Here is a 26,553-nt window from a genome sequence, read left to right as displayed (position 1 = left end):
GCGGGCGCGAGTGGCCTTCCGCAGGTGGCAGACCACGGCCTTGGCAGGCTTCGCCGGAGGGTTCGCGCCCGGTGCCGACCTGGGCCGCTACGGCTGCTGCCTGTACGGGATCGTGCGCCATCCCTACGACCTGTGGAAGGTGCGGTGCACCCATCACGAGCGCCGCTACACGGGCGGCCACGTCGTCGTGCTGAAGGCCCTGTTCGACCAGCTCACCGAGGCGAAGGCGCTGCACCGGCTCGGCGATCCCGAGTAGCTGGGCACGGCGGTCGCCAAACTGTCGTCGCACACGTCGTGGTACGCCCCCCGGGGGCGACCGTCTGGTGGCGGAGACCGTCCGGAGTCTCGGTACCTGAACGACCACCCGATGGGCGGGCGTGCCGTGTTCAGGCGTGCTCGCGCTCCTCCCGACGCCGGACCAGTTCCTCGACGGCGCTCGGGAGCGTCGTCTCGAAGTCGATCAGCTTCGCCCACGTGGGAGTCACGACGATCCGCACCATGCCGTCGTAGAGCGACCGGACCTCGGCCTCCCACTCGACCCGTTGCTCCTTCGTCATCTTGTAGGTGCCGTTCGCCTGGAGGTACTCGCCCGGGATGCCCTCCACGACGTCCAGCTCGGCCCGGCCGCGGACGAGCAGGATCCTGGGCGGGTGCACCTCGGTGTCGATCGTCAGGGCGACCGCGGGGTTGTGGCGCAGGGCCGGGAGTTTCGGGGCGTTCGTCGTGGTGCACATGACGATCTCCGAGCCGTTCCAGACGAAGCCGATCGGAACGACCCGGGGTGTGCCGTCCTTGGCGACGTAGGCCAGGCGGATCAGGTCGCGGGCCAGGAGCTCCTGGCTGAGCGGACGGTTCAGAACCTCGGAGACCTCACTCGGCTGCACGGTCAGTCCCACCTTCCGACGGTCGTTCACCGGCTCCCAGATTAGGTCGGCGGGCGTTTGAACGACGTCGGCGCGCGGCGCGTACGACCTTGCGGAGGCCGCTTGCCCGGTGCGGGGAGCGGGACGCGGGTCCCGGCCGCCCAACCTCAAATGTTGCTCTGAAGGTGTCGGCCCAGGGGTTCGGGCGGGCCCTGAGGGGCCATACCCCCGTCACATCCGGCACGTCCGAGGAGACGGGACAGCGGGTACGGAAGAGGCCGAGGAGGGGACGATGGAGCGACTGGGTACGGGGATCGGGTGGCGTCCGGAGATCGCGGACGCCGTGGAGCGCATGCCGGGCATCGACTGGGTCGAGGCCGTCGCCGAGAACGTCTGCCCCGGGCATCTTCCGGAGTCTTTGGTACGGCTGCGGGAGCGCGGCGTGACCGTGATCCCGCACGGCGTCTCGCTCGGGCTCGGCGGTGCGGAGCGGCCCGACGCCGGACGGCTGGCCGCGCTCGCCGAGCGGGTGGAGGCGCTGGGGGCGCCGCTGGTCACCGAGCACATCGCGTTCGTACGGGCGGGAGGGCCGCTGACGGCGTCGCCGCGCCTGGAGGCGGGGCACCTCCTGCCGGTCCCCCGCACCCGGGACGCCCTCGACGTGCTGTGCGAGAACGTCCGTATCGCGCAGGACGCGCTGCCCGTGCCGCTCGCCGTGGAGAACATCGCGGCCCTCATCTCCTGGCCGGGCGAGGAGATGACGGAGGGGCAGTTCCTGTACGAGCTGGCCGACCGCACGGGGGTACGGCTGCTCATCGACGTGGCCAACCTCCACACCAACCACGTCAACCGGGGCGAGGAACCCGGCAAGGCCCTCGCCGAACTTCCGCTGGAGGCCATCGCGTACGTCCATGTGGCGGGCGGCTTCGAACGCGACGGCGTCTGGCACGACAGCCACGCCCACCCCGTCCCCCAGCCGGTCCTCGACATCCTGACGGACCTCGCCTCCCGTGTGAGCCCACCGGGGGTTCTGCTGGAACGCGACGAGAACTTTCCGGAACCGGGGGAGCTGGACGGGGAGCTGGGGGCGATTCGGGGGGCGTTGGAGAAGGGGGCGTTCGAGAGGGAAGCCGCTGAGAGGCGGGCGTCCGCGGAGGGGGCGGCGCCGGAAGTGCCGGAGGAGGGGACGGTGCGGGCCGAGGCTGTCACCGAACCCGCCCGTCAGCGGCTGGCCCTCGCGCAGGCCGCGCTGCTGTCCGCGCTCGTCGCCGGGACGCCGGTGCCGGAGGGGTTCGACCGGGTGCGGCTCGGCGTACAGGCGCGGGCGCTCGCCGGTAAGCGGGCCGACGTCGTGGCGAAGGTCGCGCCCGAGTTGCCGGTGATCCTCGGGAACGGCTATCGACGGGCCTTCCTCGGCTACAGCCACGGGCACCCGATGACCGACGGCTACCGGCGCGACGCCCTGGACTTCGCGGGGTACCTGCTGGCGGAGGGCCGGCTCGAAGACGCCCGGGTCCGGGCGGAGTTGCAGGAGTGGTGGCTGGAGCGCTCGGGCCCGAGGCCGCGGTCGCGACGGCCGGGGGTACGACTGGCCCGCGCCACGCGACGCGTGCTGCTGCGGCGCTGAGCGGGGAAGCGGACGGGCAACTGCGGCGCTGAGCCGCCTGCGGCCCGGCACGCGAGCGAGGTGACCCGGCGGCACGTGCCGTGCCGAGCGCGTCGCCCTGGGCGGGGTCCGGCGGGGGTGCCGGGCACGGCACACTCGGGCGCCGAAGTAATATGCCACCCCACCCCCGAAGCGCACTAACGTGCGGTGCCGCACTTGGAGGCACCATGCGATCGCAACCCCGCATCAACGGCCGAGGCATCTTCAGCGGCACCGGGCTCATCATCACGGGCCTGGCGGCGACGCTGCTGGCGATGGTCTTTCCGGTCTGGTCGTACGCCGACCGGTCCGGAACCGGGCTGGACGTGCTCAACGCCCAGACCGTCTCGACCGGGTACGGGCCGCTGTCCGCGCTGGACCGCGACTTCATCACGAAGGTCCGGCTGGCCGGGCTGTGGGAGCTGCCCGCCGGTGAGCAGGCGCAGCAGAAGGGCACGACTCCGGCCGTGCGGACCGCCGGCCAGCACCTCATCGAGGGGCACACGTTCCTCGACGAGCGCGTGCGCGACGTCGCCGCCAAGCTCAGCCTCGCGCTGCCGAACGAGCCCACCGAGCAGCAGCAGGAGTGGCTGGACACCCTGAGCGCGGCCCAGAGCGTCGAGTACGACCGGCAGTTCGCGAACATCCTGCGCCTGGCGCACGGCAAGGTGTTCTCCGTCGTCGCCCAGGTGCGGGCCAGTACGCGCAACTCCCTCGTCCGCAAGCTCGCCGACGACGCCAACACCACGGTGCTGGACCACATCACGGTCCTGGAGGCGACCGGCTATGTCGACTACGACGCCGTGGCCCGGGACATGGTCGCCGACAGCATCCCGCCGCTGACGCCCTCCCCCGCCCCGCCCGGGCCGACCGACGACCCCGTTCCGGCCGTCCCGATGAGCCCGCCCCCGTCACCGTCACCCACCTACACCCTGCCGCCGGCCGCGACCAGCCCCCGCCCGCAAGGGTCCTGACGCCCTCGACGCCCTATCCGGAACGTCACATCCCGGCAACTCTCGGTCCGCATTGTGAACAAGGCATGGCGTTTCACTGGGCCTTTGGCATAGAAACGCGGCATGTTCTGGGTCCTTCTCCTGCTGCTCGCCTGGGCCGTCGCCGGCACCGCCTGCACGCGCCTGTGCCTGGCCGCCGTCCACGCCGCGGCCTCGGACGCGAAAGAGGCAACCTCGGGCCAGGGACACGATCTGACGCTGTACGAGGCCGCGTTCCTGTCCGGCGGCCCGCGGCGGGTCGCCGATCTGACCCTCGTGTCCATGGCGCGACAGCGGCGCCTGCTGCTCGCACACACCGGCTGGGCGACGGTCGTCGATCCGCGCGGCCGGGACGAGATGGAGCGCTCGGTGATAGGGGCCATCGGGCCGGAGGGCCAGTCCCGGATCGAGCCGGTGCGGAACGCCGCGGCCGCCGCCGACGCGGTCGGCAGCCTCGCCGACCGGCTGGTCAGCGCGGGCCTCGCCGTACCCGACGGGGCGCGCAACGGGACAGCGGCCGCGGTCCGGCAGGTGCAGCTCGCCGCGGTGGCCGTACTGGCGCTGGGCGCGGTGGCCCTGCTGACGCCGGCCCAGTCGGACATGCCGACCCACCTGATCGCCCTCTGGTTCGCACTCCCCTTCGTGCTGACGCTGAGCTGCCTCACCATCGCCCGGATCGAGATCCACCCGTACGCGCAGTGGGCCTCTCCGGCCGGGCAGCGGCTGCTGAGCGCCCTGGTCCGGCACTCCCGGGGCGGGGACGACCGTACGTACCTCACTTCCGTCGCCCTGCGGGGCGTACGCGCCATAGGCGAGCCGGACCTGCGCGCGGCCTTCGCGCACCGCGAGCCGCACCACCACGCGTTCCACCGGCACGACTGACACCGGCGGGCGACGGTCCAGAGGCTCGGTGACGCATAGGGGGCATTGAGGCCGACACCGGCCTGGTGGTGCTTGCCTTCATCAACAGACGAACGAAATATCCCTTTTGTTGCTGCCGTGCACCGAAGGGATACGCCATGAGAGCTGCCGCCCTCTACTCGGTCGCCGGGGCTCTGCTCCTGACGACCCTCTCCGCCGCTCCGGCCGGCAGCACCGGGGCCGCCCCGGGCACGGCCGAGCAGCACGGCACGACGGTGGCCGCCGCGCGCGCCGGGGAGGCCGGCATCACCTTCGGCACCTGCGCCAAGGAGCAGGACCTGCCGGGCAAGATGCAGTGCGGCACGGTGTCCGTCCCGCTCGACTACTCCCGTCCCGACGGCAAGCAGATCAAGCTCGCCGTCAGCCGGGTGCGGGCCACGCAAAACGACCCGCACAACAGCAAGCGCCGGGTGCCGCGGCAGGGCGCCCTGGTCTACAACCCGGGCGGGCCGGGCGCCTCCGGGCTGCACTTCCCGCTGATCGGCCTGCTGCCCAAGTGGAAGCGGCTGGCGGCGGCGTACGACCTGGTCGGCTACGCCCCACGCGGGGTGTCGCCGTCAGCGCCGCTGTCCTGCGAGGACCCCAAGCAGTCCGTCAAGGGCCCGGTGCAGGCGCCGACGCACCCCTCGGAGTCGTACAAGCAGGAGCGCATCGCCCGGGCGAAGGCGTACGCACGTGGCTGCGCGCAGCGCACGGGCAGCGCGCTGCAGCACTACAACTCCCTCAACAACGCCCGTGACCTGGACGTCCTGCGGGCCGCGCTGGGCGAACCGAAGCTGACGTTCATGGGAGCCTCGTACGGCACCTACTTCGGGTCGGTGTACGCGACGCTCTTCCCCTCGCACGTACGGCGGATGGTGTTCGACTCGGCGGTGAACCCGGACCCCGCGCAGATCTGGTACCGCAGCAACCTCGCCCAGTCGGCCGCGTTCGAGGAGCGGTGGGCGGACTTCCGGGAGTGGGTCGCCGAGCACGACGACGTGTACGGCCTCGGTGCCACGTCCGACGAGGTGCTGCGCAGCTACGAGAAGGTACGGGCGCGGCTGGCCGAGGAGCCGGCGGGCGGGAAGGTCGGCACGGGGCAGCTGCAGGAGGCGTTCCTGCAGGCCGGGTACTACGACGACTACTGGCCGTCGCGCGCGAAGGCGCTGTCGGCGTATGTGAAGGGCGACCCGAAGCCGCTGGTCGAGCTGGCCGCGCCGGTGAACGAGGCGGCGGCCGAGGACGAGAACTCGAGCGCGGTCTACACGGCCGTGGAGTGCAACGACGCGCCCTGGCCGACGGACTGGGCGGTCTGGGACCGGGACAACACCCGGCTCGCGCGCGTGGCGCCGTTCGAGACCTGGGACAACGCGTGGATGAACCTGCCGTGCGCCTACTGGCAGGCGCCCCGGCAAAAGCCGCTCGACGTGCGGACCGGGCGGGGTGAGCTGCCGCCGATCCTGATCCTGGCCGCCGAGCGGGACGCCGCCACGCCGTACGACGGGGCGCTGGAGATGCACCGGCGGCTGTCGGGCTCGGTGCTGGTGACCGAGCGGGACTCCGGCACGCACGGCATCGCGTACGGCCCGAACGCCTGCGTCAACGGTCACGTCGACGCCTATCTGCTGGAGGGCCGCCTTCCGGCCCGGCGCGCGGCGTGCGAGGGGCACCCCGAGCCCAAGCCGGAGCGCCCGGGCGAGAGCAAGGCGAAGAAGCTGAGCCGGCACACCGCGACGAAGCCGGGCGGCCGGCCTCAGCAGGCCACCGCCCGACTCCCGCACTGATCAGGCGAGCCCGGCCACCAGCTCGGCGACGCTCTTGCGGCGGCCCGTGTAGAACGGCACCTCTTCGCGGACGTGCATGCGGGCCTCCGAGGCGCGCAGGTGGCGCATGAGGTCGACGATGCGGTACAGCTCGTCGGCCTCGAAGGCCAGGATCCACTCGTAGTCGCCCAGCGAGAACGAGGCGACGGTGTTGGCGCGCACGTCCGGGTAGCCGCGGGCCATCTTGCCGTGGTCGGCGAGCATGCGGCGGCGGTCCTCGTCGGGCAGCAGGTACCAGTCGTAGGAGCGCACGAAGGGGTAGACGCTGACGTAGTCGCGGGGCGTCTCGTCGGCGAGGAACGCCGGGATGTGCGAGCGGTTGAACTCGGCGGGGCGGTGCAGCGCCATGTTCGACCAGACCGGCTCCAGGGCGCGGCCCAGCCTGGTGCGGCGGAAGAGGTTGTACGCCTCCTGCAGCTGGTCGCTGGTCTCGGCGTGCCACCAGATCATGACGTCGGCGTCGGCACGCAGCCCGGACACGTCGTACGTGCCGCGGATCGTCACGTCCTTGGCGGCGAGCTGGTCGAACAGCTCCTGGACCTCGTCGGCGTAACCCGCGCGGTCCTCGGGGAGCACGTCCTTCAGCTTGAAGACGGACCAGAGGGTGTAGCGGATGACCTCGTTGAGGTCCTTGGCCAGCTTGCCCTTGTTCGGGATCCTGCCGGACTCGGTGGTGGAGGCGTCGTCACTCATGTCCCTTATTCTCCCGCTCCGCCGTGCAGACTCTGCACCGGGTTGGCGGTGAGCTCCTCCACACCGCTCAGATCGCCCTCGAGCTGGTCCACCGCCGCGTACGCGCTCGCGATGCACGCGGGGATGCCCACGCCGTCGTACTGGGCGCCGCACACCGCCAGGCCCGGCACTTTGGCGACGTGCTCGCGGACGCGGGCCACGCGTGCGTGGTGGCCGACCGGGTACTGGGGCAGGCCGTCGGTCCAGCGGGTGACGCGGGTTTCCAGGGGGGTGGCGTCCAGGCCCGTCGCCGCCAGGAGGTCCCGGCGGGAGACGTCGACGAGGTGGTCGTCGTCGCGCTGCAGGATCTCCGCCTCGCCGTACCGCCCGACGGAGGTGCGCAGCACGACCGTGTCCGGGTTCTCGTCGGCGATCCAGCCCCACTTCTGGGAGGCGAACGTCGACGCCTTGATGGTGCGCCCGTCGACCGGCGGCACGAGGAAGCCGCTGCCCGCCGGGAGGTCGGTGTCGCCGCGGCGGTAGGCGAGGGTGATCAGCGCCATGGAGGCGTACTCGATGCCGTCCAGCTCGGCGGCGGCCTCGGGGGCCTCGGCGCGCAGGAGGCCGGCCGCGGCCGGCGCGGGTACGGCGACGACGACCGCGTCGGCGTGCAGCACACGGTCACCGGCGACGACACGCCACCCTCCGGTCGCCTCGCGGCGCAGCTCCGTCACCGGTGCCCCGGTCACGATCTCGCCGCCCCGCGCGCGCACCGACTCCGCGACGGCGAGCGGGAGTTGGCCCACGCCGCCCTCGATGCCCATGAACACCGGCCCGGTCTGCCGACCGGCGGCGGCCTTGGCCTGGATCTCGCGGACGGCCTCGGTGAGGGAGTCATGCGTCTTCGCCGCCCCGTAGAGCTGCGGCACGGCCGAGCGCATCGAGATGCGGTACGCGTCGCCCGCGTACACGCCGCCCAGGAGAGGCTCGACCAGGCGGTCGACGACCTCTCGGCCGAGGCGTGCCGCCACGTACTCGCCGACCGCCACGTCGTCCCCGACCTCGGTGCGGGGCAGGTCGGCGTCGCGCTCGATGCGGGCCAGCCCCTCGTCGGACAGGACGCCGGTCAGGGCGGCGGCGGTGCCGGGAACGCCCATCACATGTCCCTTGGGCATCGGGCGCAGGGTGCCGCGGGTCCAGATCGAGGCCGTGGCGGTGGCGGGCGGCTGGAGGCGGTCGTCGAGGCCCACCTCGCGGGCGAGGGCGACGGCCTCCGGGCGGCGGGCCAGCATCGACTCGGCGCCGAAGTCCACGCGCGCGCCCGCGATCTCGCCGGGCAGCAGCTTGCCGCCGACCCGGTCGGACGCCTCCAGGACGGTCACGCGTCCGCCGCCGGCCAGCAGCCGGTGGGCGGCCGCCAGACCGGCGATCCCGCCGCCGATGACGACGACCTGGCCCGCACCCCTACGAGTCTCCGTTTCGCGCATGTCCCCAGCCTCTCAGACCCCACTGACAGCCCGTCCGCGCCCCGGTGTCCGGTACGAGTCCCGACCGTGACCGCATCGGGACCGTTTCCCGCCAACGTTCGGCCGGACCCCGGCGTCGAAGGAGCATCAGTCGCCACGACAACCCTCGGGGGTACGCCCACATGCGAGCACGACGATCCGCACGATCCGCACCACCCGTACGACCGGTACAGGTCCTGACCGGCCTCCTGCTGGCCGCCGCTCTCGCGCTCACCGGCTGCAGCGGCACGGGCGACTCGGGGTCCGACAGCCGCGCCGCCGGGGGCGAGGCCGCCAAGGAGGACCTCCAGGCGAGCACGGACGCGGGCGCCCAGGGGAGCGGCTCCGGGGCGGACCGGGCGACCGCGCCGCCCAAGGCCACGGCGAGCCACATCATCCGTACGGCCTCGCTGACCGTGCAGGTCAAGGACGTACCGAAGGCCCTCGACGAGGCCCGCACCACCACCGAGAACGCGGGAGGCTACGTCGGCAACGAGACGACCACCAGCGACGGGAAGGGCCACGAGCGCACCCGCGTCGTCCTGCGCGTGCCGGTCGACAAGTACGCCGAGGTCCTCGCCGATCTGGAGGGCGCCGGCAAGCTGATCGAGCGCAGCGCCAAGGCGCAGGACGTCACCGACCAGGTCGTGGACGTGGAGAGCCGCATCACGTCGCAGCGGGCCAGCGTGGCCCGCATCCGCGAGCTGATGGACCGGGCGACCAAGCTCAGCGACGTGGTCACGCTGGAGGGCGAGCTGAGTTCCCGCCAGGCCGACCTTGAGGCGCTGCTGGCCCAGCAGGCGTCCCTGAAGGACCGCACCAGCCTGGCCACGATCACCCTCTCCCTGTCGGAGACACCGGTGAAGAAGGAAGCCCCGAAGGACGACGACCCCGGCTTCCTGGACGCGCTCGCGGGCGGCTGGGGCGCGTTCGTGACGATGCTGCGCTGGCTCGCGGTGGCGTTCGGCGCCGTGCTGCCGTTCGCCGCGGTGGCGGCACTGATCGTGTTGCTGTGGCTGAAGGTCCTGCGACCCCGGATGCCCCGCCGCCCGGCGACCGCGCCCGCGACGACCGCCCTGGGTCCGCTGCCGACGGCCCGCCCGGCACCGGGAAGCACACGCGCGGGGGACGAGCGTGGCGCCGAACAGGGCGGCGAGCGGGACTGAAATGCCCGGCGCTCGTAGCGTGTTCGCATGAACATGAGCGCTGCGAGTGGTGGGTCGGGAACGCGAGAACGACTGGTCGTCATCGGGGGCGACGCCGCGGGGATGTCCGCGGCGTCGCAGGCGCGGCGCCTGAAGAGCGCCGAGGAGCTGGAGATCGTGGCGTTCGAACGCGGCCACTTCACCTCCTTCTCCGCCTGTGGCATCCCGTACTGGGTGGGCGGCGCCGTCCCCGAGCGCGACCAGTTGGTCGCCCGTACGGCCGAGGAGCACCGCGCGCGGGACATCGACCTGCGCATGCGGACGGAGGTCACGGAGATCGACGTATCCGGCGGCCGGGTACGCGCGCGTGACGTCGACTCCGGCGCGGAGCAGTGGACGTCGTACGACAAACTCGTGATCGCGACCGGCGCCCGCCCGATCCGCCCCGACATGCCGGGCGCCGACGCTCCCGGTGTCCACGGCGTGCAGACCCTCGACGACGGCCAGGCTCTGATCGACACGCTGGAACGCACGCATGGCCGGCGTGCCGTGGTCGTCGGCGCCGGTTACATCGGCGTCGAGATGGCCGAGGCGCTCATCAACCGCGGCTACGAGGTCACGGTCGTCAACCGGGGCAGCGAACCCATGTCCACGCTCGACGCGGACATGGGCCGTCTGGTGCACGAGGCCATGGAGGGCCTGGGCATCACCATGGTCAACGACACCGAGGTCACCAAGATCCTCACCGGCGAGGACGGCCGGGTCCGGGCGGTGGCCACGCAGGACGCCGAGTACCCGGCGGACGTGGTCGTCCTCGGCATCGGCGTCCGCCCCGAGACGTCGCTCGCGCGGGCCGCCGGCCTCCCCCTCGGCGACCACGGCGGCCTGCTGACCGACCTCGCCATGCGCGTACGCGGCCACGAGAACATCTGGGCGGGCGGCGACTGCGTGGAGGTCCTCGACCTGGTCTCCGGCCGGGAGCGCCACATCGCCCTCGGCACCCACGCCAACAAGCACGGCCAGGTCATCGGCACGAACGCCGCCGGCGGCTACGCCACCTTCCCCGGCGTCGTCGGCACGGCCGTCAGCAAGGTCTGCGACCTGGAGATCGCCCGCACGGGCCTGCGCGAGAAGGACGCCCGCAGGGCGGGCCTGCAGTACGTCACGGCCACGATCGAATCGACGAGCCGTGCGGGCTACTACCCCAACTCCTCCCTCATGACGGTCAAGATGCTCGCCGAACGCCGCACAGGCCGTCTGCTGGGCGTCCAGATCGTCGGCCGGGAGGGCGCGGGCAAACGGGTCGACATCGCGGCGGTGGCCCTGACGGCCGGCATGACGGTGGAACAGATGGTGTCCCTGGACTTGGGATACGCACCCCCGTTCTCGCCGGTCTGGGACCCGGTTCTGGTGGCGGCCCGCAAGGCAGCGAAGGCGGTAAACGCCGGACCCTCATAAGGGACGGCGCGGGCAACCCCCAGGGGCGCGGGGAACTGCGCGACCAGCCACGGACTGCGCGCAGCCCCCAACGCACCAACACCCCTACGGCGCCACCCGAACAAAGCCGTTACGCGCTCCCGTTGATCCGCTCAATGGCCTGCCGAGCCTGCTCAGCCGGCGGCCTCGACGGCAGCGAAGAAACAGACGCACTCACACTGGGCGGCATGGCCGCGGCGGCAGCGGGCTGCTCCCCGGCCGGCTTCGCATGCGCGGCCCCCGGCCGAACCGACCGCAACCGATGGCTGACGGCCTCGTCCAGCGTCACCGGCCGCTGCATCTGCGAAGCAAGCCGTCCCGCCTCCTGCCCAAGCCGAGCCACGTCTTCCCACGGCAGCCGCACCACCACCGCGAGCTCGGCCTCACCGTCGGGCAACGCGTGAATCGGAGGAGTAACTCGGTCGTTCATCGCCTGTTCCTCACGTAGACCCCGCGACCCGCCTTCCCCGTGCCGCGGGCGGTTGCCGAGTCATACGCGCGCGGCGACGGCCCCGTTCACCGATTCACGGCACACATCCGGGGCAGATACACCTCGTGGTCATCCCCGTCCATGACGTGAACCCGGTGCGCCGCACCCCCTGGGTGACATACGCACTGATCGCCGCGAACGTCCTCGTCTTCCTGTCCACGCCCGGCACAGCCGGCGCCGTGGCCGGCGAGAGCAGCCTGTCCCAGCTGTGCCATCTGCACGCGTTCCTGGACCAGTACGCGGCGGTGCCAAGAGAGTTGATCCACGGTCAGCTGCCGGGAGTGGTGCCGACCGGCGAGGTCGCCGTCGGCCCGCGGGGCCCGGGCTGTGTGATCGGCCCGCCCGGCTACGACAAGTCCCCCGCCCTGTCGGTCTTCACGGCGATGTTCCTGCACGGCGGCTGGCTGCACCTGCTGGGCAACATGCTGTTCCTGCTGATCTTCGGCAACAACATCGAGGACCGCATGGGCCACGTGCGGTACTTCCTCTTCTACGTCGTCTGCGGATATGCGGCGTCGTACGGCTTCGCGCTCCTCAACGACGACTCCGCCGAACCGCTGATCGGCGCCTCCGGGGCCATCGCGGGCGTGCTGGGCGCCTATCTGGTGCTGTATCCGAAGGCCAGAGTGTGGGTCCTCGTGCCCTTCCTGATCTTCCTGCCGCTGCGGCTGCCCGCCTGGCTGGTCCTCGGGTTCTGGTTCGTGCTGCAGGCGGTGTACTCCAACGGCGAGGGCGTCTCCGACGCGGGAACCGTCGCCTATGCGGCGCACATCGTCGGATTCCTGGCCGGCATGGCGCTCGCCTGGCCGCTCAAGCCGGGGACGCCACCGCCGCCGGAGCCGCGCGGCCTGCTGTTCGGCAGGAGAGCGCGGCCCCACACGTGGTGAGCGCCGGCTAGCGAGCCGTCTGCGTGTGGACGTACTCGACGAGCCGGGTCAGTGCGTCCGGGTCCGTGGACGGCATGACGCCGTGGCCGAGGTTGAAGACGTGGCCCTCCAGGCCGGCGGCCGTGTCGAGGACCTCGCGGGTCTTGGCCTCGACGGCCTCGGTCCCGGCGAACAGGACGGTCGGGTCGAGGTTGCCCTGGAGAGCCTTGCCGGGTCCGACGCGGCGGGCGGCCTCGTCGAGCGGGACGCGCCAGTCGACGCCGACGACGTCCGCGCCGGCCTCGCCCATGAGCTTCAGCAGCTCACCGGTGCCGACACCGAAGTGGATGCGCGGGACGCCGTAGGACTCGACGGCCTTGAAGACCTTCGAGGAGGCGGGCATCACCGAGCGCAGGTAGTCGGCGGGGGCGAGCGCGCCTGCCCACGAGTCGAACAGCTGGACCGCGGAGGCGCCGGCCTCGATCTGCACCTTGAGGAACGCGGCCGTGATGTCCGCGAGGCGGTCGAGCAGATCGGCCCAGAGTTCCGGGTCGCCGTACATCATCGCCTTGGCGTTCTCGTACGTGCGGGACGGACCGCCCTCGACGAGGTAACTCGCAAGAGTGAAAGGAGCGCCGGCGAAACCGATGAGCGGAGTGGCCCCGAGCTCGCGGGTGAGCAGGCCGATGGCCTCGGTGACGTAGGAGACGTCCTCGGGGGTGAGGTCACGCAGTTGGGCCAGGTCGGCGCGGGTGCGGATGGGACGCTCGACGACCGGCCCGACGCCGGGCTTGATGTCGAGGTCGATGCCGATGGCCTTGAGCGGGACGACGATGTCGCTGAAGTAGATCGCCGCGTCCACGTTGTGCCTGCGTACGGGCTGCAGGGTGATCTCGGTGACCAGCTCGGGCCGCATGCAGGACTCGAGCATCGGGATGCCCTCGCGGACCTTGCGGTACTCCGGCAGGGAGCGCCCGGCCTGCCGCATGAACCACACGGGAGTGTGCGGCACGGGCTCGCGCCTGCACGCCTTGAGGAAGGCGGAATCGTACGTGGCGGTCGGCGGCGTCTGGTTGGCACTCACGGGGGCAAGTCTCGCACGGCCGCAACAGGCCCGGCGTTGGGGTTGCCGTGTTGTCCGGGTGTCCCTCCCTGCACGAAGCCCCGGTTCCCCTTAATCTTCCCGGCATGGCTGCGGCTCAGGGAAGACTGTCGGACGGCAGTGGCGGAATGGATGAGGCGAGGGACAACGGGGAGGCGGACCGGCATTCGAGCAGTACGGCTCCACCGGCGTTCCGGGCCGCGGTCGAGGCCCTGCGCAGCAGCCGGTTGCGGCCGCAGATCGAGGTCGAGCAGACCAAGGCGCCCCAGCGCCTGGCTCCGTACGCGTACGCGCTGGAGGCCACCGTCGTCGACGGCGACCACGACCTGGCCGACGGCCGGCTGGTGCTGCTGCACGACCCGGCGGGCCATGACGCCTGGCGGGGTACCTTCCGGCTGGTGACCCTGGTGCGGGCGGAGCTGGAGGCGGAGATGGCCGTCGACCCGCTGTTGCCCGACGTGTGCTGGTCCTGGCTGACCGGCGCGCTCCAGGCGCGCGGGCTGTCGTACGGCGAGCCGAGCGGCACCGTCACGCGGGCGGGCTCCCACTACTTCGGCGGGCTGTCCGAGCGCCCGGCGTCCTCGCAGATCGAGATCCGCGCCTCCTGGACGCCGCGCGAGGGCCTGGGCGGCGTTCCGGACACTTCGGCCCACCTGGCGTCCTGGTGCGATCTGCTCGCCCAGGTCGCGGGGCTGCCCCCGGCGGGCCCGGGCGACGCGTCGGTGGTGACGCTGCCCCAGCGACGGGACCCGCAGTCCCGCTGACCGCCGCCGGCCCCACAACGCCGAATAACGCCAATACCCCTGTGGCCGTCACTTGCTGTGACGGCTCCTCGTTGTGATCACCACGCGCGGCGACTGCCACCGACTTGACCGTCACTTTGTCGATACGGCCACTTTCGGTCAGGAATCGCCCTTGATCGAGCCGATTTCCTCGCCAGTCGATCGACCGTGTGTCTGAATTGCCCCGATTGTTACTCACTAAATCGTGATCTTTCCCTAAAGGGCCACGGGTTTGGTGCCGAAGACGACTGTGACCTTGAAAGCCGTCCCCGCACCCCAGGAGGCCTGGTGTCCGTTCTCCTCGAGCAGCCCGCAAGCCTGGTCGCCTACCGCCCGAACAAGCCGACCGCCATGGTGGTCGTGGCCGATCCCCGCGTCCGCTCCACCGTCACCCGTCATCTCTGGGCGCTCGGTGTGCGCGACGTCATCGAGGCCTCGTCCATCGCGGAGGCTCGTCCCCGCATCGGCAACCCCCGCGACATCTGCGTCGCCGACGTCCACCTGCCCGACGGATCCGGCCTCACCCTCCTGTCCGAGACCCGCGCCGCGGGTTGGCCCAACGGCCTCGCCCTCTCCGCCGCCGACGACATCGGCGCCGTTCGCAACGCCCTCGCCGGCGGCGTGAAGGGTTACGTCGTCACCGGTACCCGCACCAACGTCGGGCTCCCCACCCGGCCCGGTGCCGCCCCCATCGGCGCTGCCGCAGCCCGTATGCACCGTCGCCACCCGGGTGCCCCGAGCCACCCGGGCGGCTACCGCGAGCTGTCCGGTCGCGAGGTCGAGGTGCTGCGGCTGGTGGCGGAGGGCCAGTCGAACAAGGCGATCGGCGTCTCGATGGGCCTGTCCGCCCTGACCGTCAAGAGCCACCTCGCCCGCATCGCCCGCAAGCTCGGCACCGGTGACCGCGCCGGAATGGTCGCCGTGGCCCTGCGGACGGGCATCATCCACTGAATTCCATGAACACTTGATCATTCACTGACGTGAACGGGATCGGCCGCTGATCCCGCCCGCGTCCCTCACCTGTCGTGGACCGGAACCTTCACGTGGCTGACTGGTTTACGACCCTCAGGCGCCCGCCGACGGAACGTTCCGTCGGCGGGCGCTGTCCATACACAGATACCCTTGACATGTGACCGACGCCCAAGAGACCGCAGCAGACAGTTCACTGCGAACCACCGGAGGCGCCCCTCCGGAAGACGACGGGTCTTCTGTTACGGAGGCGCCGATCCCCTTGTTGGAGCCCCGCGAGGGCATTCCGCCCGTGATCGCCGACGAGGTCGCGCTCGCCGAAGTGATCGCCGCCTTCGCCGCCGGCTCCGGCCCCGTGGCCGTCGACGCCGAACGCGCGTCCGGGTACCGATACGGCCAGCGCGCCTATCTCGTGCAGCTGCGCCGCGCGGGCGCGGGGTCCGCGCTGATCGACCCCGTGGCCTGTCCTGATCTGTCGGGACTCGGCGAGGCCCTGTCCGGCGTCGAGTGGGTGCTGCACGCGGCCACCCAGGATCTGCCCTGTCTGCGCGAGATAGGCATGGTGCCGACCCTGCTGTTCGACACCGAGCTGGCCGGGCGTCTCGCCGGGTTCCCCAGAGTCGGCCTCGGCGCGATGGTCGAGAGCGTGCTCGGGTTCGTCCTGGAGAAGGGGCACTCGGCCGTCGACTGGTCGACGCGGCCGCTGCCCGAGCCGTGGCTGCGGTATGCGGCGCTGGATGTCGAGCTCCTCGTGGATCTGCGGGACGCGCTGGAGAAGGAGCTGGACCGGCAGGGGAAGCTGGAGTGGGCGCGGCAGGAGTTCGAGGCGATCGCGACCGCGCCGCCCGCTGAGCCGCGCAAGGATCCGTGGCGGCGGACGTCCGGGATGCACAAGGTGCGGCGGCGTCGGCAGCTGGGCGTCGTGCGGGAACTGTGGCAGACGCGGGACCGGATCGCCCAGAAGCGGGACGTGTCGCCGGGCAAGGTGCTGTCGGACGCGGCCATCGTGGAGGCCGCGCTCGCGCTGCCGGGCAATGTGCACGCTCTCACCGCGCTGAACGGGTTCGGGCATCGCATGGGGCGGCGGCAGCTGGAGCAGTGGCAGGCCGCCGTCGATCGTGCGAAGGCTTTGACCGAGTCGCAGTTGCCGGCGCCGGGGCAGCCGGTGACGGGGCCGCCACCGCCCCGTGCCTGGGCGGACAAGGACCCTGCTGCCGCGGCTCGGCTCACCGCGGCTCGGGCCGCCGTGTCCGCGCTGGCAGAGCAGCTCAACATGCCGCAGGAGAACCTGATCACCCCGGACACCGTGCGACGGGTCTGCTGGGAGCCGCCGAAGGCCGTCGACGCCGAGTCGGTCGCGGAGGCGCTGGCGGGCCATGGGGCTCGGGCCTGGCAGGTCGAGCAGGTCACGCCGGTGCTGGTTGCTGCTTTGTCGGCCTAGCAACGCCTCACCCGGAAGACGATCAGCCTCGGCAGGATCACCAGCCCGCTCCTGCCGAGATCGTTTCCCAGCGGGCGCCGAACGGACCCTTGAAGCGGAACAGCGACGTCGAGATCACGCCAAGATCCTCCGACGGCATGGGGAGGCCCCCGGGGATGTGACCTTCGCCGCTCCCCCCTCCAGGACTGTGCAGCTACGTTACTCATAAGTAGCATGAGCCTGAGCGCGCGCTCAGCGCTTGCGCAGCGCAGCAGTGCAGATCCCGCACCTCTGGAGGAGAGCCATCGTGCCTCGTACCGTCAGGGACGTCGTCTTCGTCGACGGCGTCCGCACCCCGTTCGGCAAGGCGGGCCCGAAGGGCATCTACCACGAGACCCGCGCCGACGACCTCGTCGTGAAGGCGATCCGGGAGCTGCTGCGTCGCAACCCCGGTCTCGACCCGAAGGCCATCGACGAGGTCGCCATCGCCGCGACCACGCAGATCGGTGACCAGGGCCTCACCATCGGCCGCACGGCCGGCATCCTCGCGGGCCTCCCGCAGTCGGTGCCCGGCTACTCCATCGACCGTATGTGCGCCGGCGCCCTGACCGCCGTCACCTCGGTCGCCGGTTCGGTCGCCTTCGGTGCGTACGACATCGCCATCGCGGGTGGTGTCGAGCACATGGGCCGTCACCCCATGGGCGAGGGCGTGGACCCGAACCCGCGGTTCGTCAGCGAGAAGCTGGTCGACGAGTCCGCCCTCTTCATGGGCATGACCGCCGAGAACCTGCACGACCGGTACCCGACGATCACCAAGCAGCGCGCCGACGAGTACGCCGTGCGCTCGCAGGAGAAGGCCGCCAAGGCGTACGCCAACGGCAAGATCCAGCAGGACCTGGTGCCGATCTCGGTGCGCCGCACCAACCCGGAGGCCGGTGAGACCGGCTGGGGTCTGGTCACCGCCGACGAGCCGATGCGCCCGGGCACGACGATGGAGAACCTGACCGGTCTCAAGACGCCGTTCCGCGTCCACGGCCGCGTGACCGCGGGCAACGCCGCCGGTCTCAACGACGGTGCCACCGCCTCGCTCATCGCGTCCGAGGACTTCGCCCGCGAGAACAACCTCCCGGTGAAGATGCGCCTGGTCTCCTACTCCTTCGCGGGTGTGGAGCCGGAGGTCATGGGCTACGGCCCGATCCCGGCCACGGAGAAGGCCCTCGCCCAGGCAGGGCTCAGCATCTCCGACATCGGTCTGTTCGAGATCAACGAGGCCTTCGCCGTCCAGGTCCTGGCCTTCCTGGAGCACTACGGCATCGCCGACGACGACGCGCGCGTCAACCAGTACGGCGGCGCCATCGCGTTCGGTCACCCGCTGGCCTCCTCGGGTGTGCGTCTGATGACGCAGCTCGCCCGTCAGTTCGAGGAGCAGCCTGAGGTCCGCTACGGCCTGACCACCATGTGCGTCGGCTTCGGCATGGGCGCGACGGTCATCTGGGAGAACCCGAACTTCGACGGAGGCAGCAAGTGAGCACCGCTGAGCTTTTGAAGGGCGCGGCCGAGCTGTTCCCGGACGAGGTCGTGACCCAGGCGCACGTACGCCACCTCGACCTGCCGTTCGGCGCCGGACGCTTCGCCCTGATCACGCTGGACAACGGCTTCGACCACTCCAAGCCGACCACCTTCGGCCCGCAGTCGCTGGCCAACCTCGACACCGCCATCGACCAGGTCGAGGCGGAGGCCGCGGCCGGCGACATCGTCGGCGTCGGCATCACCGGCAAGCCGTTCATCTTCGCCGTCGGCGCCGACCTCAAGGGCGTCGAGCTCCTCAAGGAGCACAAGGACGCGCTGGCCATCGGCAAGGGCGGCCACGAGGTCTTCAAGCGCCTCGCCGGTATCGCGGTCCCGACCTTCGCGTACTACAACGGCGCCGCGATGGGCGGTGGCGTCGAGGTCGGTCTGCACTGCAAGTACCGGACCGTCTCCAAGGCGCTCCCGGCCTTCTCGCTCCCCGAGGTCTTCCTCGGCCTGGTTCCCGGCTGGGGCGGCTGCACGATCCTGCCGAACCTGATCGGCGCCGACAAGGCCGTCTCGGTGATCATCGAGAACAGCCTCAACCAGAACAAGCAGCTCAAGGGCCAGCAGGTCTTCGACCTGGGCATCGCCGACGCCATCTTCGAGGGCGCCGACTTCCTGGAGCAGTCGCTGATCTGGACCGCCCAGGTGCTGAAGGGCGACGTCGAGGTCGAGCGCCCGGTGATCGACCGCGGTGAGGCCTGGGACCAGGCCGTCGCCAAGGGCCGTTTCATCGCGGACTCCAAGGTGCACGGGGCCGCTCCGGCCGCCTACCGCGCCCTCGACATCATCGCCGACGCCAAGAACGGCGACCTCCAGCAGGGCTACGACGCCGAGGACAAGGCGCTCGCCGACCTGATCATGGGTGGCGAACTGCGCGCCGGCATCTACGCCTTCAACCTGGTGCAGAAGCGCGGCAAGCGCCCGGCCGGCGCCCCGGACAAGAACCTGGCCCGCCCGGTCACCAAGGTCGGTGTCGTCGGCGCCGGTCTGATGGCCTCGCAGCTCGCCCTGCTCTTCCTGCGCCGCCTGGAGGTGCCGGTCGTGCTGACCGACATCGACCAGGAGCGCGTCGACAAGGGTGTGGGCTACGTCCACGCGGAGATCGAGAAGCTGCTCGGCAAGGGCCGTATCAACCAGGACAAGGCCAACCGCCTCAAGGCCCTGGTCACCGGTGTGCTGGACAAGGCCGAGGGCTTCGCGGACGCGGACTTCATCATTGAGGCCGTCTTCGAGGAGATCGGCGTCAAGCAGCAGGTGTTCGCGGAGGTCGAGGCGGTCGCCCCGGCGCACGCGATCTTCGCCACCAACACCTCCTCCCTCTCGGTCTCCGAGATGGCGTCGAAGCTGAAGAACCCCGAGCGGGTCGTCGGCTTCCACTTCTTCAACCCGGTCGCGGTCCTGCCGCTCCTGGAGATCGTCCGCGGCGAGAAGACGGACGACGCCTCCCTGGCCACGGCCTTCGCCGTCGCCAAGAAGCTGAAGAAGACCGCGGTCCTGACGAAGGACGCCCCGGCGTTCGTCGTGAACCGAATCCTCACCCGCTTCATGGGCGAGATCCAGAACGTCATCGACGAGGGCACCCCGGTCGAGGTCGCGGAGAAGGCCATCGAGCCGCTCGGCCTGCCGATGTCGCCGCTGGTGCTGCTGGAGCTGGTCGGTCCCGCGATCGGTCTGCACGTCTCGGAGACCCTCAACCGGGCCTTCCCGGACCGCTTCACGGTCTCCCCGAACCTCGCGGCCGTCGTCAAGGCGGGCAAGCGCGGCTTCTACGTGTACGACAGCGGGAAGCCGGAGCTGGACCCGGAGGTCGCCGCGCTGCTGAAGCAGGGCGACTCCGTCCTCACCGAGGAGCAGGTCCGCGAGCGCGTCCTCGACGCCGTCGCCCAGGAGATCGGGCTCATGCTCGACGAGGGCGTCGTCGCCGAGGCCCAGGACATCGACCTGTGCCTGATCACGGGCGCCGGCTGGCCCTTCCACCTGGGCGGCATCACGCCGTACCTGGACCGCGAGGGTGTCTCCGAGCGCGTGAACGGCAAGAAGTTCCTGGCGCCGGGCGTGGCGTCGGTTCCGGCGTAACCCGACTCGTACGCCAGTAAGGGCCCCTGCTCAGGCAGGGGCCCTTTCGCGTGCGTGATGCGCCTTCGCGTCCGCGCAGGCACGCCTCCCGGGGAGTCAGACTTCTCGCCAGGCCTCCAGCGCCAGCCCGGGCTCCTCCTTGCGTCGGGTGATCAGCAGCTGCCCGGTCGAGGGCGACATCGTGGCCGCCACCACCCGCTCGTCCTCGTCCAGCGCCAGCGCCACCACCGCGTCCGCCGCGAGCGGCGGTCCCGACTCCGTCCACCACGCCCCCGCCGACTCCTGCTCCGTCGGATACGCGGCGAAGGCGACGCGCCCGCTCGCCGAGCGCTGGGCGAGCAACGTGCAGTCGTGGCCGTCGAGTTCGCAGCGGATCACGGAGACCGGGCCGGGACCGGCGGACGCCAGCAAGGTGACCGGCTTGGTGCCGGGGCGCCAGGCGCACAGGTCGCCGGAGTCGTCCGCGTAGAAGAGCGTGGTGTGCTCGGCGGAGGTGGCGAGGGCGCGGAGCGTGCCCGGGCGTACCGGCGTCTCCATCGCCTCCTCCAGGACCGGGACGGCGCCCGGACTCTCCTGCCGCCAGTGCAGGACGGCTCCGGGGACGGCCGCGTACAGCTCGACGAGCCCGGACTCCCCCGTCACGGCGGCCAGCCGCTCATCGACCTCGCGCCCCTTGAGGTCACGCCACGGGCCCCAGCCGCCCACCGCCTTCTGGCCGAGCATGCTCACCCCGCCCGCCTTGTTGCGGACGAAGACATGGCAGCGCCCCTGCGCGTCGACCGTGACGGCGGGCATGCCCGTGCGGTCGCCGGTCCGGTTCGGGTGGCCGATGGGGATCCAGTCCAGCGCTGCGAGGCGCGGGCGGAAGTGCGTGGAGTGCACGAGGCCCGCCTCGCCCGGCTTGGTGGGTCGCCAGGCGGCCAGATGGGCGTAGCAGTCGGCGCCCTGGCCGACCGCGGGGCCGGGACGCAGCTTCTGCTCGCCGCCGACCCGACGCGGGGGTTCCCAGGGGCCGCCGGGTCCGAGTTCCGCCCGGCACAGGACGGCGTCGTCGGTCGGCAGATAGACACTGAGGCGGCCGTCGCGGCCGCGGATGAGCCAGTCGCCGTTCACCGGTTCACTCTATTCGGGGGCGTGCGGACGTCGTGCCCCGGCCCCGGGCAAGCTGGATCACAGCAACGTCCGCACGCGAACAGGAAGTCGACGTCATGACCGACAAGCTCACCGTGAGCGTCCTGGGCACCGGCATCATGGGCGCCGCGATGGCCCGCAACCTCGTCAAGGCGGGGCACACCGTCCGCGCCTGGAACCGCACCCGCACCAAGGCCGAGCCCCTCACCGCCGACGGCGCCCTCGTCACCGACACCCCCGCCGAGGCGGTCCGGGGCGCCGACGTCGTCCTGACCATGCTGTACGACGGTCCCGCGACGCTGGACGTCATGCGGGACGCGGCGCCCGCGCTGCGCTCCGGTGCCGTCTGGGTGCAGTCGACGACCGCCGGCCTCGAAGGGGTCGCCGACCTCGCCGCGTTCGCCCGCGACCACGGCCTGGTCTTCTACGACGCCCCCGTGCTCGGCACCCGCCAGCCCGCCGAGGCCGGTCAGCTCACCGTGCTGGCGGCGGGGCCCGTCAAGGGCCGGGAGACGGTGACGCCGGTGTTCGATGCCGTCGGCGCCCGTACGGTATGGACCGGCGAGGACGGCGAGGCCGGCAGTGCGACGCGGCTGAAGCTGGTTGCCAACAGCTGGGTGCTCGCGGTGACGAACGCGGCCGGTGAGGTGCTGGCGCTGTCCAAGGCCCTGGATGTGGATCCGCAGCGGTTCTTCGAGGTGATCGACGGCGGCCCGCTCGACATGGGGTATCTGCGGGCAAAGACCGGCCTGGTGCTGAACGGGGGGCTGACCCCGGCCCAGTTCGCGGTGACCACGGCGGCGAAGGACGCGCGGCTCATCGTGGCGGCGGGCGAGCGGCACGGCGTACGCCTGGATGTGGCCGCGGCGAGCGCGGAGCGGTTCGAGCGGGCCGATGAGCAGGGGCATGGGGACGAGGACATGGCGGCGGCCTACTTCGCCAGCTTCGCGGAGGACAAGGCCTCGGAGTGAGCCGTGCGACCCTGGCCCCATGACTGACGGCGTCCCCCCGACCGAAGAAGTCCCCCTGACCGACGACGTGCCCTTGCTCGTGATCGTCGACGCCGCGAACGTCGTCGGGTCGGTGCCCGACGGGTGGTGGCGGGACCGGCGGGGGGCCGCGGAGCGGCTGCGCGACCGGCTGGCGGCGGACGGGGTGCCGGGGCGTGCGGGGCCCGTGGAGATCGTGCTCGTGGTCGAGGGGGCCGCTCGGGGCGTCGAAAGCGTGCCGGGGGTGCGGGTGGAGTCCGCTGCCGGGAGCGGCGACGACCACATGGTCGAGCTGGTCGCGCGGGCGGACGGACGGCCCTGCCTGGTGGTGACCGCGGATCGGGAACTGCGGCGGCGGGTGTCCGAGTTGGGGGCGGACGTGGCAGGGCCGCGCACGGTCCGGCCGTAGCCGGCTGCCGTACGCGGCCCTTGCAGCCGTCCGTTCGGCCTATGCGGTGTCCCCGGGCTGCTCCTTGCCCGCTTCGCTCGCGGTCGTCTCCTCGTGCCGTCCGAGGCGGCTGTGGGAGCGGCCGTAGAGGAAGTACACGACGGCGCCGATGGCCATCCAGATGGCGAACCGGACCCATGTCTCGGCAGGCAGGTTGATCATCAGCCACAGCGAGGCCAACACCGACAGGATCGGGAGGAACGGCACCCACGGGGTGCGGAAGGCCCGGTGCAGGTCGGGGCGGGTCCTTCGGAGGATGATCACGCCGATGGCCACGACCACGAAGGCGAACAGCGTGCCGATGTTCACCAGCGCGGCGAGTTCGGTCAGCGGGGTGAAGCCGGCCAGGACCGCGATGATCACGCCGAGCAGGATCGTCGGCCGGTGCGGGGTCTTGAACCGGGGATGGACGTGCGAGAAGAAGCGGGGCAGCAGTCCGTCCCGGCTCATCGCGAAGAAGACACGGGTCTGGCCGAGGAGCAGGATCATGCAGACCGTCGTCAGGCCGACCGCGGCGCCGAAACTGATGAAGCCCGCGAACCACGGATGCCCGGTGTCCTTGAAGGCGTCGGCGAGCGGGGCGTCCACGGACAACCGGCTGTAGTGCTGCATGCCCGTGACGACGATCGACACGAGGACGTACAGCGTGGTGCAGATCACGAGTGAGCCGATGATGCCGCGTGGCATGTCGCGCTGCGGGTTCTTGGTCTCCTCGGCCGCCGTGGCCACGACGTCGAAGCCGATGAAGGCGAAGAACACGACGGACGCGGCGGTGAAGATGCCCATCACGCCGAAGTTGGACGGAGCCCAGCCGAACATGAGCTGAATCAGCGGGGCGTCGAGATTGCTGGCGGCGTCCACCGTCTGGGTCTTCGGAATGAACGGGTCGTAGTTGTCGGCGTCGATCAGGAACGCACCGGCGATGATCACGGTCAGGACGACGGCCAGCTTGATGGCGACGACCAGGGACGTGATCCGCGCGGACAGCTTCATGCCGAGGACGAGGATGAAGGTGAGGACGAGGACGAGCGCGGCGGCGAGGATGTCGAAGCCGAAGGCGTCGGCGCCCTCCCGGCTGCCGAGGACGTCGGGCATCGTCCAGCCCGCGTTGTCCATGAGCGACTGGATGTAGCCGGACCAGCCGACGGCCACCACCGCCGTCCCGAGCGCGAACTCCAGGACCAGGTCCCAGCCGATGATCCAGGCGGGCAGTTCACCGAGGGAGGCGTACGAGAACGTGTACGCCGACCCGGCGACCGGAAGCGTGGACGCGAACTCGGCATAGCAGAGCGCCGCCAGCGCGCAGGCGACGCCGGACACGACGAACGCCAGGGCCACCGCGGGCCCGGCGTTGTCCTTGGCGACGGTGCCGGTGAGGACGAAGATGCCGGTGCCGATGATGACACCGACACCGAAGACGGTCAGATCCAGCGCGGACAAGGACTTCTTGAGCGCGTGCTCTGGCTCCTCGGTATCGAGGATGGACTGCTCTACTCTCTTCGTCCGGAAGAGTGTGCTGCTCACGGTCGTACCTCCCACTTGTCGTCCTCGACATGATCGAGAGGGGGCGTGGTACGCCTGCCCCGGCGCGGGGGGATTCACACAGATGGGCCGGTTCCGCCACCGGCACGAGTGGCGGAACCGGCCCATCCGGCCGAACCGGTGATGTCAGTCCCGGGCGGGCTCCACCGCGTCGACGTCGGCCGCGGTCCGGTCGAAGCGGCCGTCCAACTTGGAGACCAGCCCGGTGACCTGGCGGGCGATGTCAGGCGCGGTGAGGCCGATCTCGGTCATGACCTCGGCGCGGGAGGCGTGGTCGAGGAAGCGCGGCGGGATGCCGAAGTCACGCAGCGGGACGTCGACGCCCGCGTCGCGCAGGGCCTGCGCGACGGCCGAGCCGACGCCGCCGACGCGGGAGTTGTCCTCGACGGTGACGACCACGCGGTGCCGCTCGGCGAGCGGGGCCATGGCCTCGTCGACGGGCTTGACCCAGCGCGGGTCGACGACGGTGGTGGTGATGCCCTGCTTGTCGAGCAGAGCGGCGATCTCCAGGCACATCGGCGCGAGGGCGCCGACGGAGACGAGCAGCACGTCCGGGGTGTCGGTGCCGGGCTCGCGCAGCACGTCCATGCCGCCGACGCGGCCGACGGCGGGGACGGCGGGGCCGACGGCGCCCTTGGAGAAGCGGACCACGGTCGGCGCGTCCTTGACCTGGACGGCCTCGCGCAGCTGCGCGCGCACCTGGTCGGCGTCGCGCGGGGCGGCGAGCCTGAGGCCGGGCACGACCTGAAGGATCGACATGTCCCACATGCCGTTGTGGGAAGCGCCGTCCGTGCCGGTGACGCCGGCCCGGTCGAGCACGAAGGTGACCCCGCACTTGTGCAGTGCGACGTCCATGAGGACCTGGTCGAAGGCGCGGTTGAGGAAGGTGGCGTAGACGGCGAAGACCGGGTGGACGCCGCCGGTCGCCAGGCCCGCCGCGGAGACGGCGCCGTGCTGCTCGGCGATGCCGACGTCGTAGATGCGGTCCGGGAAGGTGTCCGCGAACTTCTTCAGGCCGACGGGCTGCAGCATCGCCGCCGTGATGGCGACGATGTCCTCGCGCTCCTTGCCGAGCTCGACCATCTCGTCGCCGAAGACCGACGTCCAGTCGGCGCCCGAGGCCTTGACGGGCAGGCCGGTGTCGGGGTGGATGGGACCGATGCCGTGGAAGCGGTCGGCCTCGTCCTGGAGGGCGGGCTGGTAGCCGCGTCCCTTCTCGGTGAGGCAGTGCACGATGACCGGGCCGCCGAAGCGCTTGGCGCGCGCGAGGGCCGACTCCAGCGCCTCGATGTCGTGTCCGTCGATCGGCCCGACGTACTTCAGCCCGAGGTCCTCGAACATGCCCTGCGGAGCGATGAAGTCCTTGAGGCCCTTCTTGGCGCCGTGCAGCGTCTCGTAGAGGGGTTTTCCGACGACCGGGGTGCGGTCGAGGATCTCCTTGGTCCGGGTGAGGAAGCGCTCGTACCCGTCCGTCGTGCGCAGCGTCGCGAGGTGGTTGGCGAGACCGCCGATGGTGGGCGCGTACGACCGCTCGTTGTCGTTGACGACGATGACGAGCGGGCGGTCCTTGGCCTCGGCGATGTTGTTCAGCGCCTCCCAGGCCATACCGCCGGTCAGCGCGCCGTCACCGATGACGGCGACGACATGGTCGTCGCGTTTGCGCAGCTGGTTGGCTTTGGCGAGGCCGTCGGCCCAGCCGAGGACCGTGGACGCGTGGCTGTTCTCGATGACGTCGTGCTCGGACTCGGCCTGCGAGGGGTAGCCGGACAGGCCGCCCTTCATCTTCAGCCGGCTGAAGTCCTGACGGCCGGTGAGCAGCTTGTGGACGTAGGACTGGTGGCCGGTGTCCCAGAGCACCTTGTCCTTGGGCGAGTCGAAGACCCGGTGCAGGGCGATGGTCAGCTCCACCACACCGAGGTTGGGGCCGAGGTGGCCGCCGGTCTTGGAAACCGCCTCGACGAGGAAGGTCCGGATCTCCTCGGCCAGCTGGTCCAGCTGCTCAGGACTGAGCCGGTCCAGATCGCGCGGTCCCGTGATGCGGGTCAGCAGCGGCACCCGTGCCTCCTTGCAGTAGAGCTGTTGCCGGGCTTGTCGAGTCTAATGTTCCGCTCAGGCGGAAGGTTCCCGGCCCACCCGTCG

The 26,553-nt window shown here is 71.3% G+C and carries 23 protein-coding genes; 15 read left to right on the top strand and 8 right to left on the bottom strand.

Translation table 11 applies throughout. The annotated features are described in order from the left end of the window. Nucleotides 1-10 precede the first annotated feature (10 nt). Entirely contained in the window at nt 11-256 is a 246-nt protein-coding gene (locus tag AB5J55_RS32475; protein WP_369274011.1) for a hypothetical protein, read from the top strand. 130 nt (nt 257-386) lie between these two features. Here AB5J55_RS32475 and AB5J55_RS32470 read toward each other — a convergent pair whose 3' ends face one another. Then, the gene (locus AB5J55_RS32470; RefSeq protein WP_369276353.1) at nt 387-884 is read right to left on the bottom strand and encodes a pyridoxamine 5'-phosphate oxidase family protein; all 498 of its coding nucleotides are present in this window, start codon (nt 882-884) and stop codon (nt 387-389) included. A gap of 271 nt (nt 885-1,155) precedes the next feature. Here AB5J55_RS32470 and AB5J55_RS32465 point away from each other — a divergent pair, with 271 nt between their 5' ends. From AB5J55_RS32465 to AB5J55_RS32450, 4 genes are all read left to right on the top strand, one after another. Next, the gene (locus tag AB5J55_RS32465) at nt 1,156-2,490 is read left to right on the top strand and encodes a DUF692 domain-containing protein (RefSeq protein WP_369274010.1); all 1,335 of its coding nucleotides are present in this window, start codon (nt 1,156-1,158) and stop codon (nt 2,488-2,490) included. 206 nt (nt 2,491-2,696) lie between these two features. Then, nucleotides 2,697-3,482, top strand: coding sequence for a DUF4142 domain-containing protein (locus AB5J55_RS32460; protein WP_369274009.1), 786 nt, complete (start codon nt 2,697-2,699; stop codon nt 3,480-3,482). A 102-nt stretch (nt 3,483-3,584) separates the two neighbouring features. Beyond that, complete coding sequence (locus tag AB5J55_RS32455; protein ID WP_369274008.1) at nt 3,585-4,382, top strand: TIGR04222 domain-containing membrane protein; 798 nt, start codon at nt 3,585-3,587, stop codon at nt 4,380-4,382. 137 nt (nt 4,383-4,519) lie between these two features. Further along, complete coding sequence (locus AB5J55_RS32450; protein WP_369274007.1) at nt 4,520-6,187, top strand: alpha/beta hydrolase; 1,668 nt, start codon at nt 4,520-4,522, stop codon at nt 6,185-6,187. Here the strand turns inward: AB5J55_RS32450 and hemQ are convergent, their stop codons facing one another. Together hemQ and hemG are read right to left on the bottom strand one after the other, a co-directional pair. Continuing rightward, nucleotides 6,188-6,919 carry a hydrogen peroxide-dependent heme synthase gene (gene hemQ, locus AB5J55_RS32445; RefSeq protein WP_328878560.1) on the bottom strand — a complete coding sequence of 244 codons (732 nt, stop codon included), beginning with the start codon at nt 6,917-6,919 and terminating at the stop codon, nt 6,188-6,190. Between the two features lie 5 nt (nt 6,920-6,924). After that, on the bottom strand, nt 6,925-8,385 hold the full coding sequence (hemG, locus tag AB5J55_RS32440; RefSeq protein ID WP_369274006.1) for a protoporphyrinogen oxidase: 1,461 nt from the start codon (nt 8,383-8,385) through the stop codon (nt 6,925-6,927). Nucleotides 8,386-8,546: 161 nt separating this feature from the next. On the opposite strand from hemG, the gene AB5J55_RS32435 reads away from it, so the two are divergent. Both AB5J55_RS32435 and AB5J55_RS32430 read left to right on the top strand, forming a co-directional pair. Beyond that, complete coding sequence (locus tag AB5J55_RS32435) at nt 8,547-9,569, top strand: DUF4349 domain-containing protein (protein WP_369274005.1); 1,023 nt, start codon at nt 8,547-8,549, stop codon at nt 9,567-9,569. 27 nt (nt 9,570-9,596) lie between these two features. Beyond that, nucleotides 9,597-11,006 carry an FAD-dependent oxidoreductase gene (locus tag AB5J55_RS32430; RefSeq protein WP_369274004.1) on the top strand — a complete coding sequence of 470 codons (1,410 nt, stop codon included), beginning with the start codon at nt 9,597-9,599 and terminating at the stop codon, nt 11,004-11,006. 109 nt (nt 11,007-11,115) lie between these two features. Here AB5J55_RS32430 and AB5J55_RS32425 read toward each other — a convergent pair whose 3' ends face one another. After that, nucleotides 11,116-11,454 carry a hypothetical protein gene (locus AB5J55_RS32425; protein WP_369274003.1) on the bottom strand — a complete coding sequence of 113 codons (339 nt, stop codon included), beginning with the start codon at nt 11,452-11,454 and terminating at the stop codon, nt 11,116-11,118. A gap of 125 nt (nt 11,455-11,579) precedes the next feature. Between AB5J55_RS32425 and AB5J55_RS32420 the strand changes: the two genes are divergently transcribed. Continuing rightward, nucleotides 11,580-12,401, top strand: coding sequence for a rhomboid family intramembrane serine protease (locus tag AB5J55_RS32420; RefSeq protein WP_369274002.1), 822 nt, complete (start codon nt 11,580-11,582; stop codon nt 12,399-12,401). Between the two features lie 7 nt (nt 12,402-12,408). On the opposite strand, the gene hemE is transcribed toward AB5J55_RS32420, so the two are convergent. Continuing rightward, nucleotides 12,409-13,464 carry a uroporphyrinogen decarboxylase gene (gene hemE, locus AB5J55_RS32415; protein WP_369274001.1) on the bottom strand — a complete coding sequence of 352 codons (1,056 nt, stop codon included), beginning with the start codon at nt 13,462-13,464 and terminating at the stop codon, nt 12,409-12,411. A 104-nt stretch (nt 13,465-13,568) separates the two neighbouring features. Between hemE and AB5J55_RS32410 the strand changes: the two genes are divergently transcribed. From AB5J55_RS32410 to AB5J55_RS32390, 5 genes are all read left to right on the top strand, one after another. Further along, complete coding sequence (locus AB5J55_RS32410; RefSeq protein ID WP_369274000.1) at nt 13,569-14,246, top strand: DUF3000 domain-containing protein; 678 nt, start codon at nt 13,569-13,571, stop codon at nt 14,244-14,246. A 306-nt stretch (nt 14,247-14,552) separates the two neighbouring features. Beyond that, nucleotides 14,553-15,215, top strand: coding sequence for a response regulator transcription factor (locus AB5J55_RS32405; RefSeq protein ID WP_003997051.1), 663 nt, complete (start codon nt 14,553-14,555; stop codon nt 15,213-15,215). A gap of 178 nt (nt 15,216-15,393) precedes the next feature. After that, a complete protein-coding gene (locus tag AB5J55_RS32400; RefSeq protein WP_369273999.1) occupies nt 15,394-16,674 on the top strand; it encodes an HRDC domain-containing protein in 1,281 nt (426 codons plus the stop codon). 286 nt (nt 16,675-16,960) lie between these two features. After that, on the top strand, nt 16,961-18,181 hold the full coding sequence (locus tag AB5J55_RS32395) for an acetyl-CoA C-acyltransferase (protein ID WP_369273998.1): 1,221 nt from the start codon (nt 16,961-16,963) through the stop codon (nt 18,179-18,181). Beyond that, a complete protein-coding gene (locus AB5J55_RS32390) occupies nt 18,178-20,304 on the top strand; it encodes a 3-hydroxyacyl-CoA dehydrogenase NAD-binding domain-containing protein (RefSeq protein WP_369273997.1) in 2,127 nt (708 codons plus the stop codon). Before AB5J55_RS32395 ends, AB5J55_RS32390 begins: the two co-directional genes overlap by 4 nt. A gap of 96 nt (nt 20,305-20,400) precedes the next feature. Here the strand turns inward: AB5J55_RS32390 and AB5J55_RS32385 are convergent, their stop codons facing one another. Further along, a complete protein-coding gene (locus AB5J55_RS32385; protein WP_369273996.1) occupies nt 20,401-21,417 on the bottom strand; it encodes a hypothetical protein in 1,017 nt (338 codons plus the stop codon). A 95-nt stretch (nt 21,418-21,512) separates the two neighbouring features. On the opposite strand from AB5J55_RS32385, the gene AB5J55_RS32380 reads away from it, so the two are divergent. Both AB5J55_RS32380 and AB5J55_RS32375 read left to right on the top strand, forming a co-directional pair. Beyond that, entirely contained in the window at nt 21,513-22,406 is an 894-nt protein-coding gene (locus AB5J55_RS32380; RefSeq protein WP_369273995.1) for an NAD(P)-dependent oxidoreductase, read from the top strand. Between the two features lie 19 nt (nt 22,407-22,425). Beyond that, entirely contained in the window at nt 22,426-22,833 is a 408-nt protein-coding gene (locus AB5J55_RS32375; protein WP_369273994.1) for an NTP pyrophosphohydrolase, read from the top strand. Between the two features lie 39 nt (nt 22,834-22,872). Here the strand turns inward: AB5J55_RS32375 and AB5J55_RS32370 are convergent, their stop codons facing one another. Next, the gene (locus AB5J55_RS32370; protein ID WP_369273993.1) at nt 22,873-24,396 is read right to left on the bottom strand and encodes an amino acid permease; all 1,524 of its coding nucleotides are present in this window, start codon (nt 24,394-24,396) and stop codon (nt 22,873-22,875) included. A gap of 144 nt (nt 24,397-24,540) precedes the next feature. Further along, nucleotides 24,541-26,469, bottom strand: coding sequence for a 1-deoxy-D-xylulose-5-phosphate synthase (dxs, locus tag AB5J55_RS32365; protein ID WP_369273992.1), 1,929 nt, complete (start codon nt 26,467-26,469; stop codon nt 24,541-24,543). Between the last annotated feature and the right edge of the window lie 84 nt (nt 26,470-26,553).

This window comes from Streptomyces sp. R11 (genome assembly GCF_041051905.1).
Lineage (GTDB): Bacteria > Actinomycetota > Actinomycetes > Streptomycetales > Streptomycetaceae > Streptomyces.
This window is presented reverse-complemented; position numbering and strand designations above follow the sequence as displayed.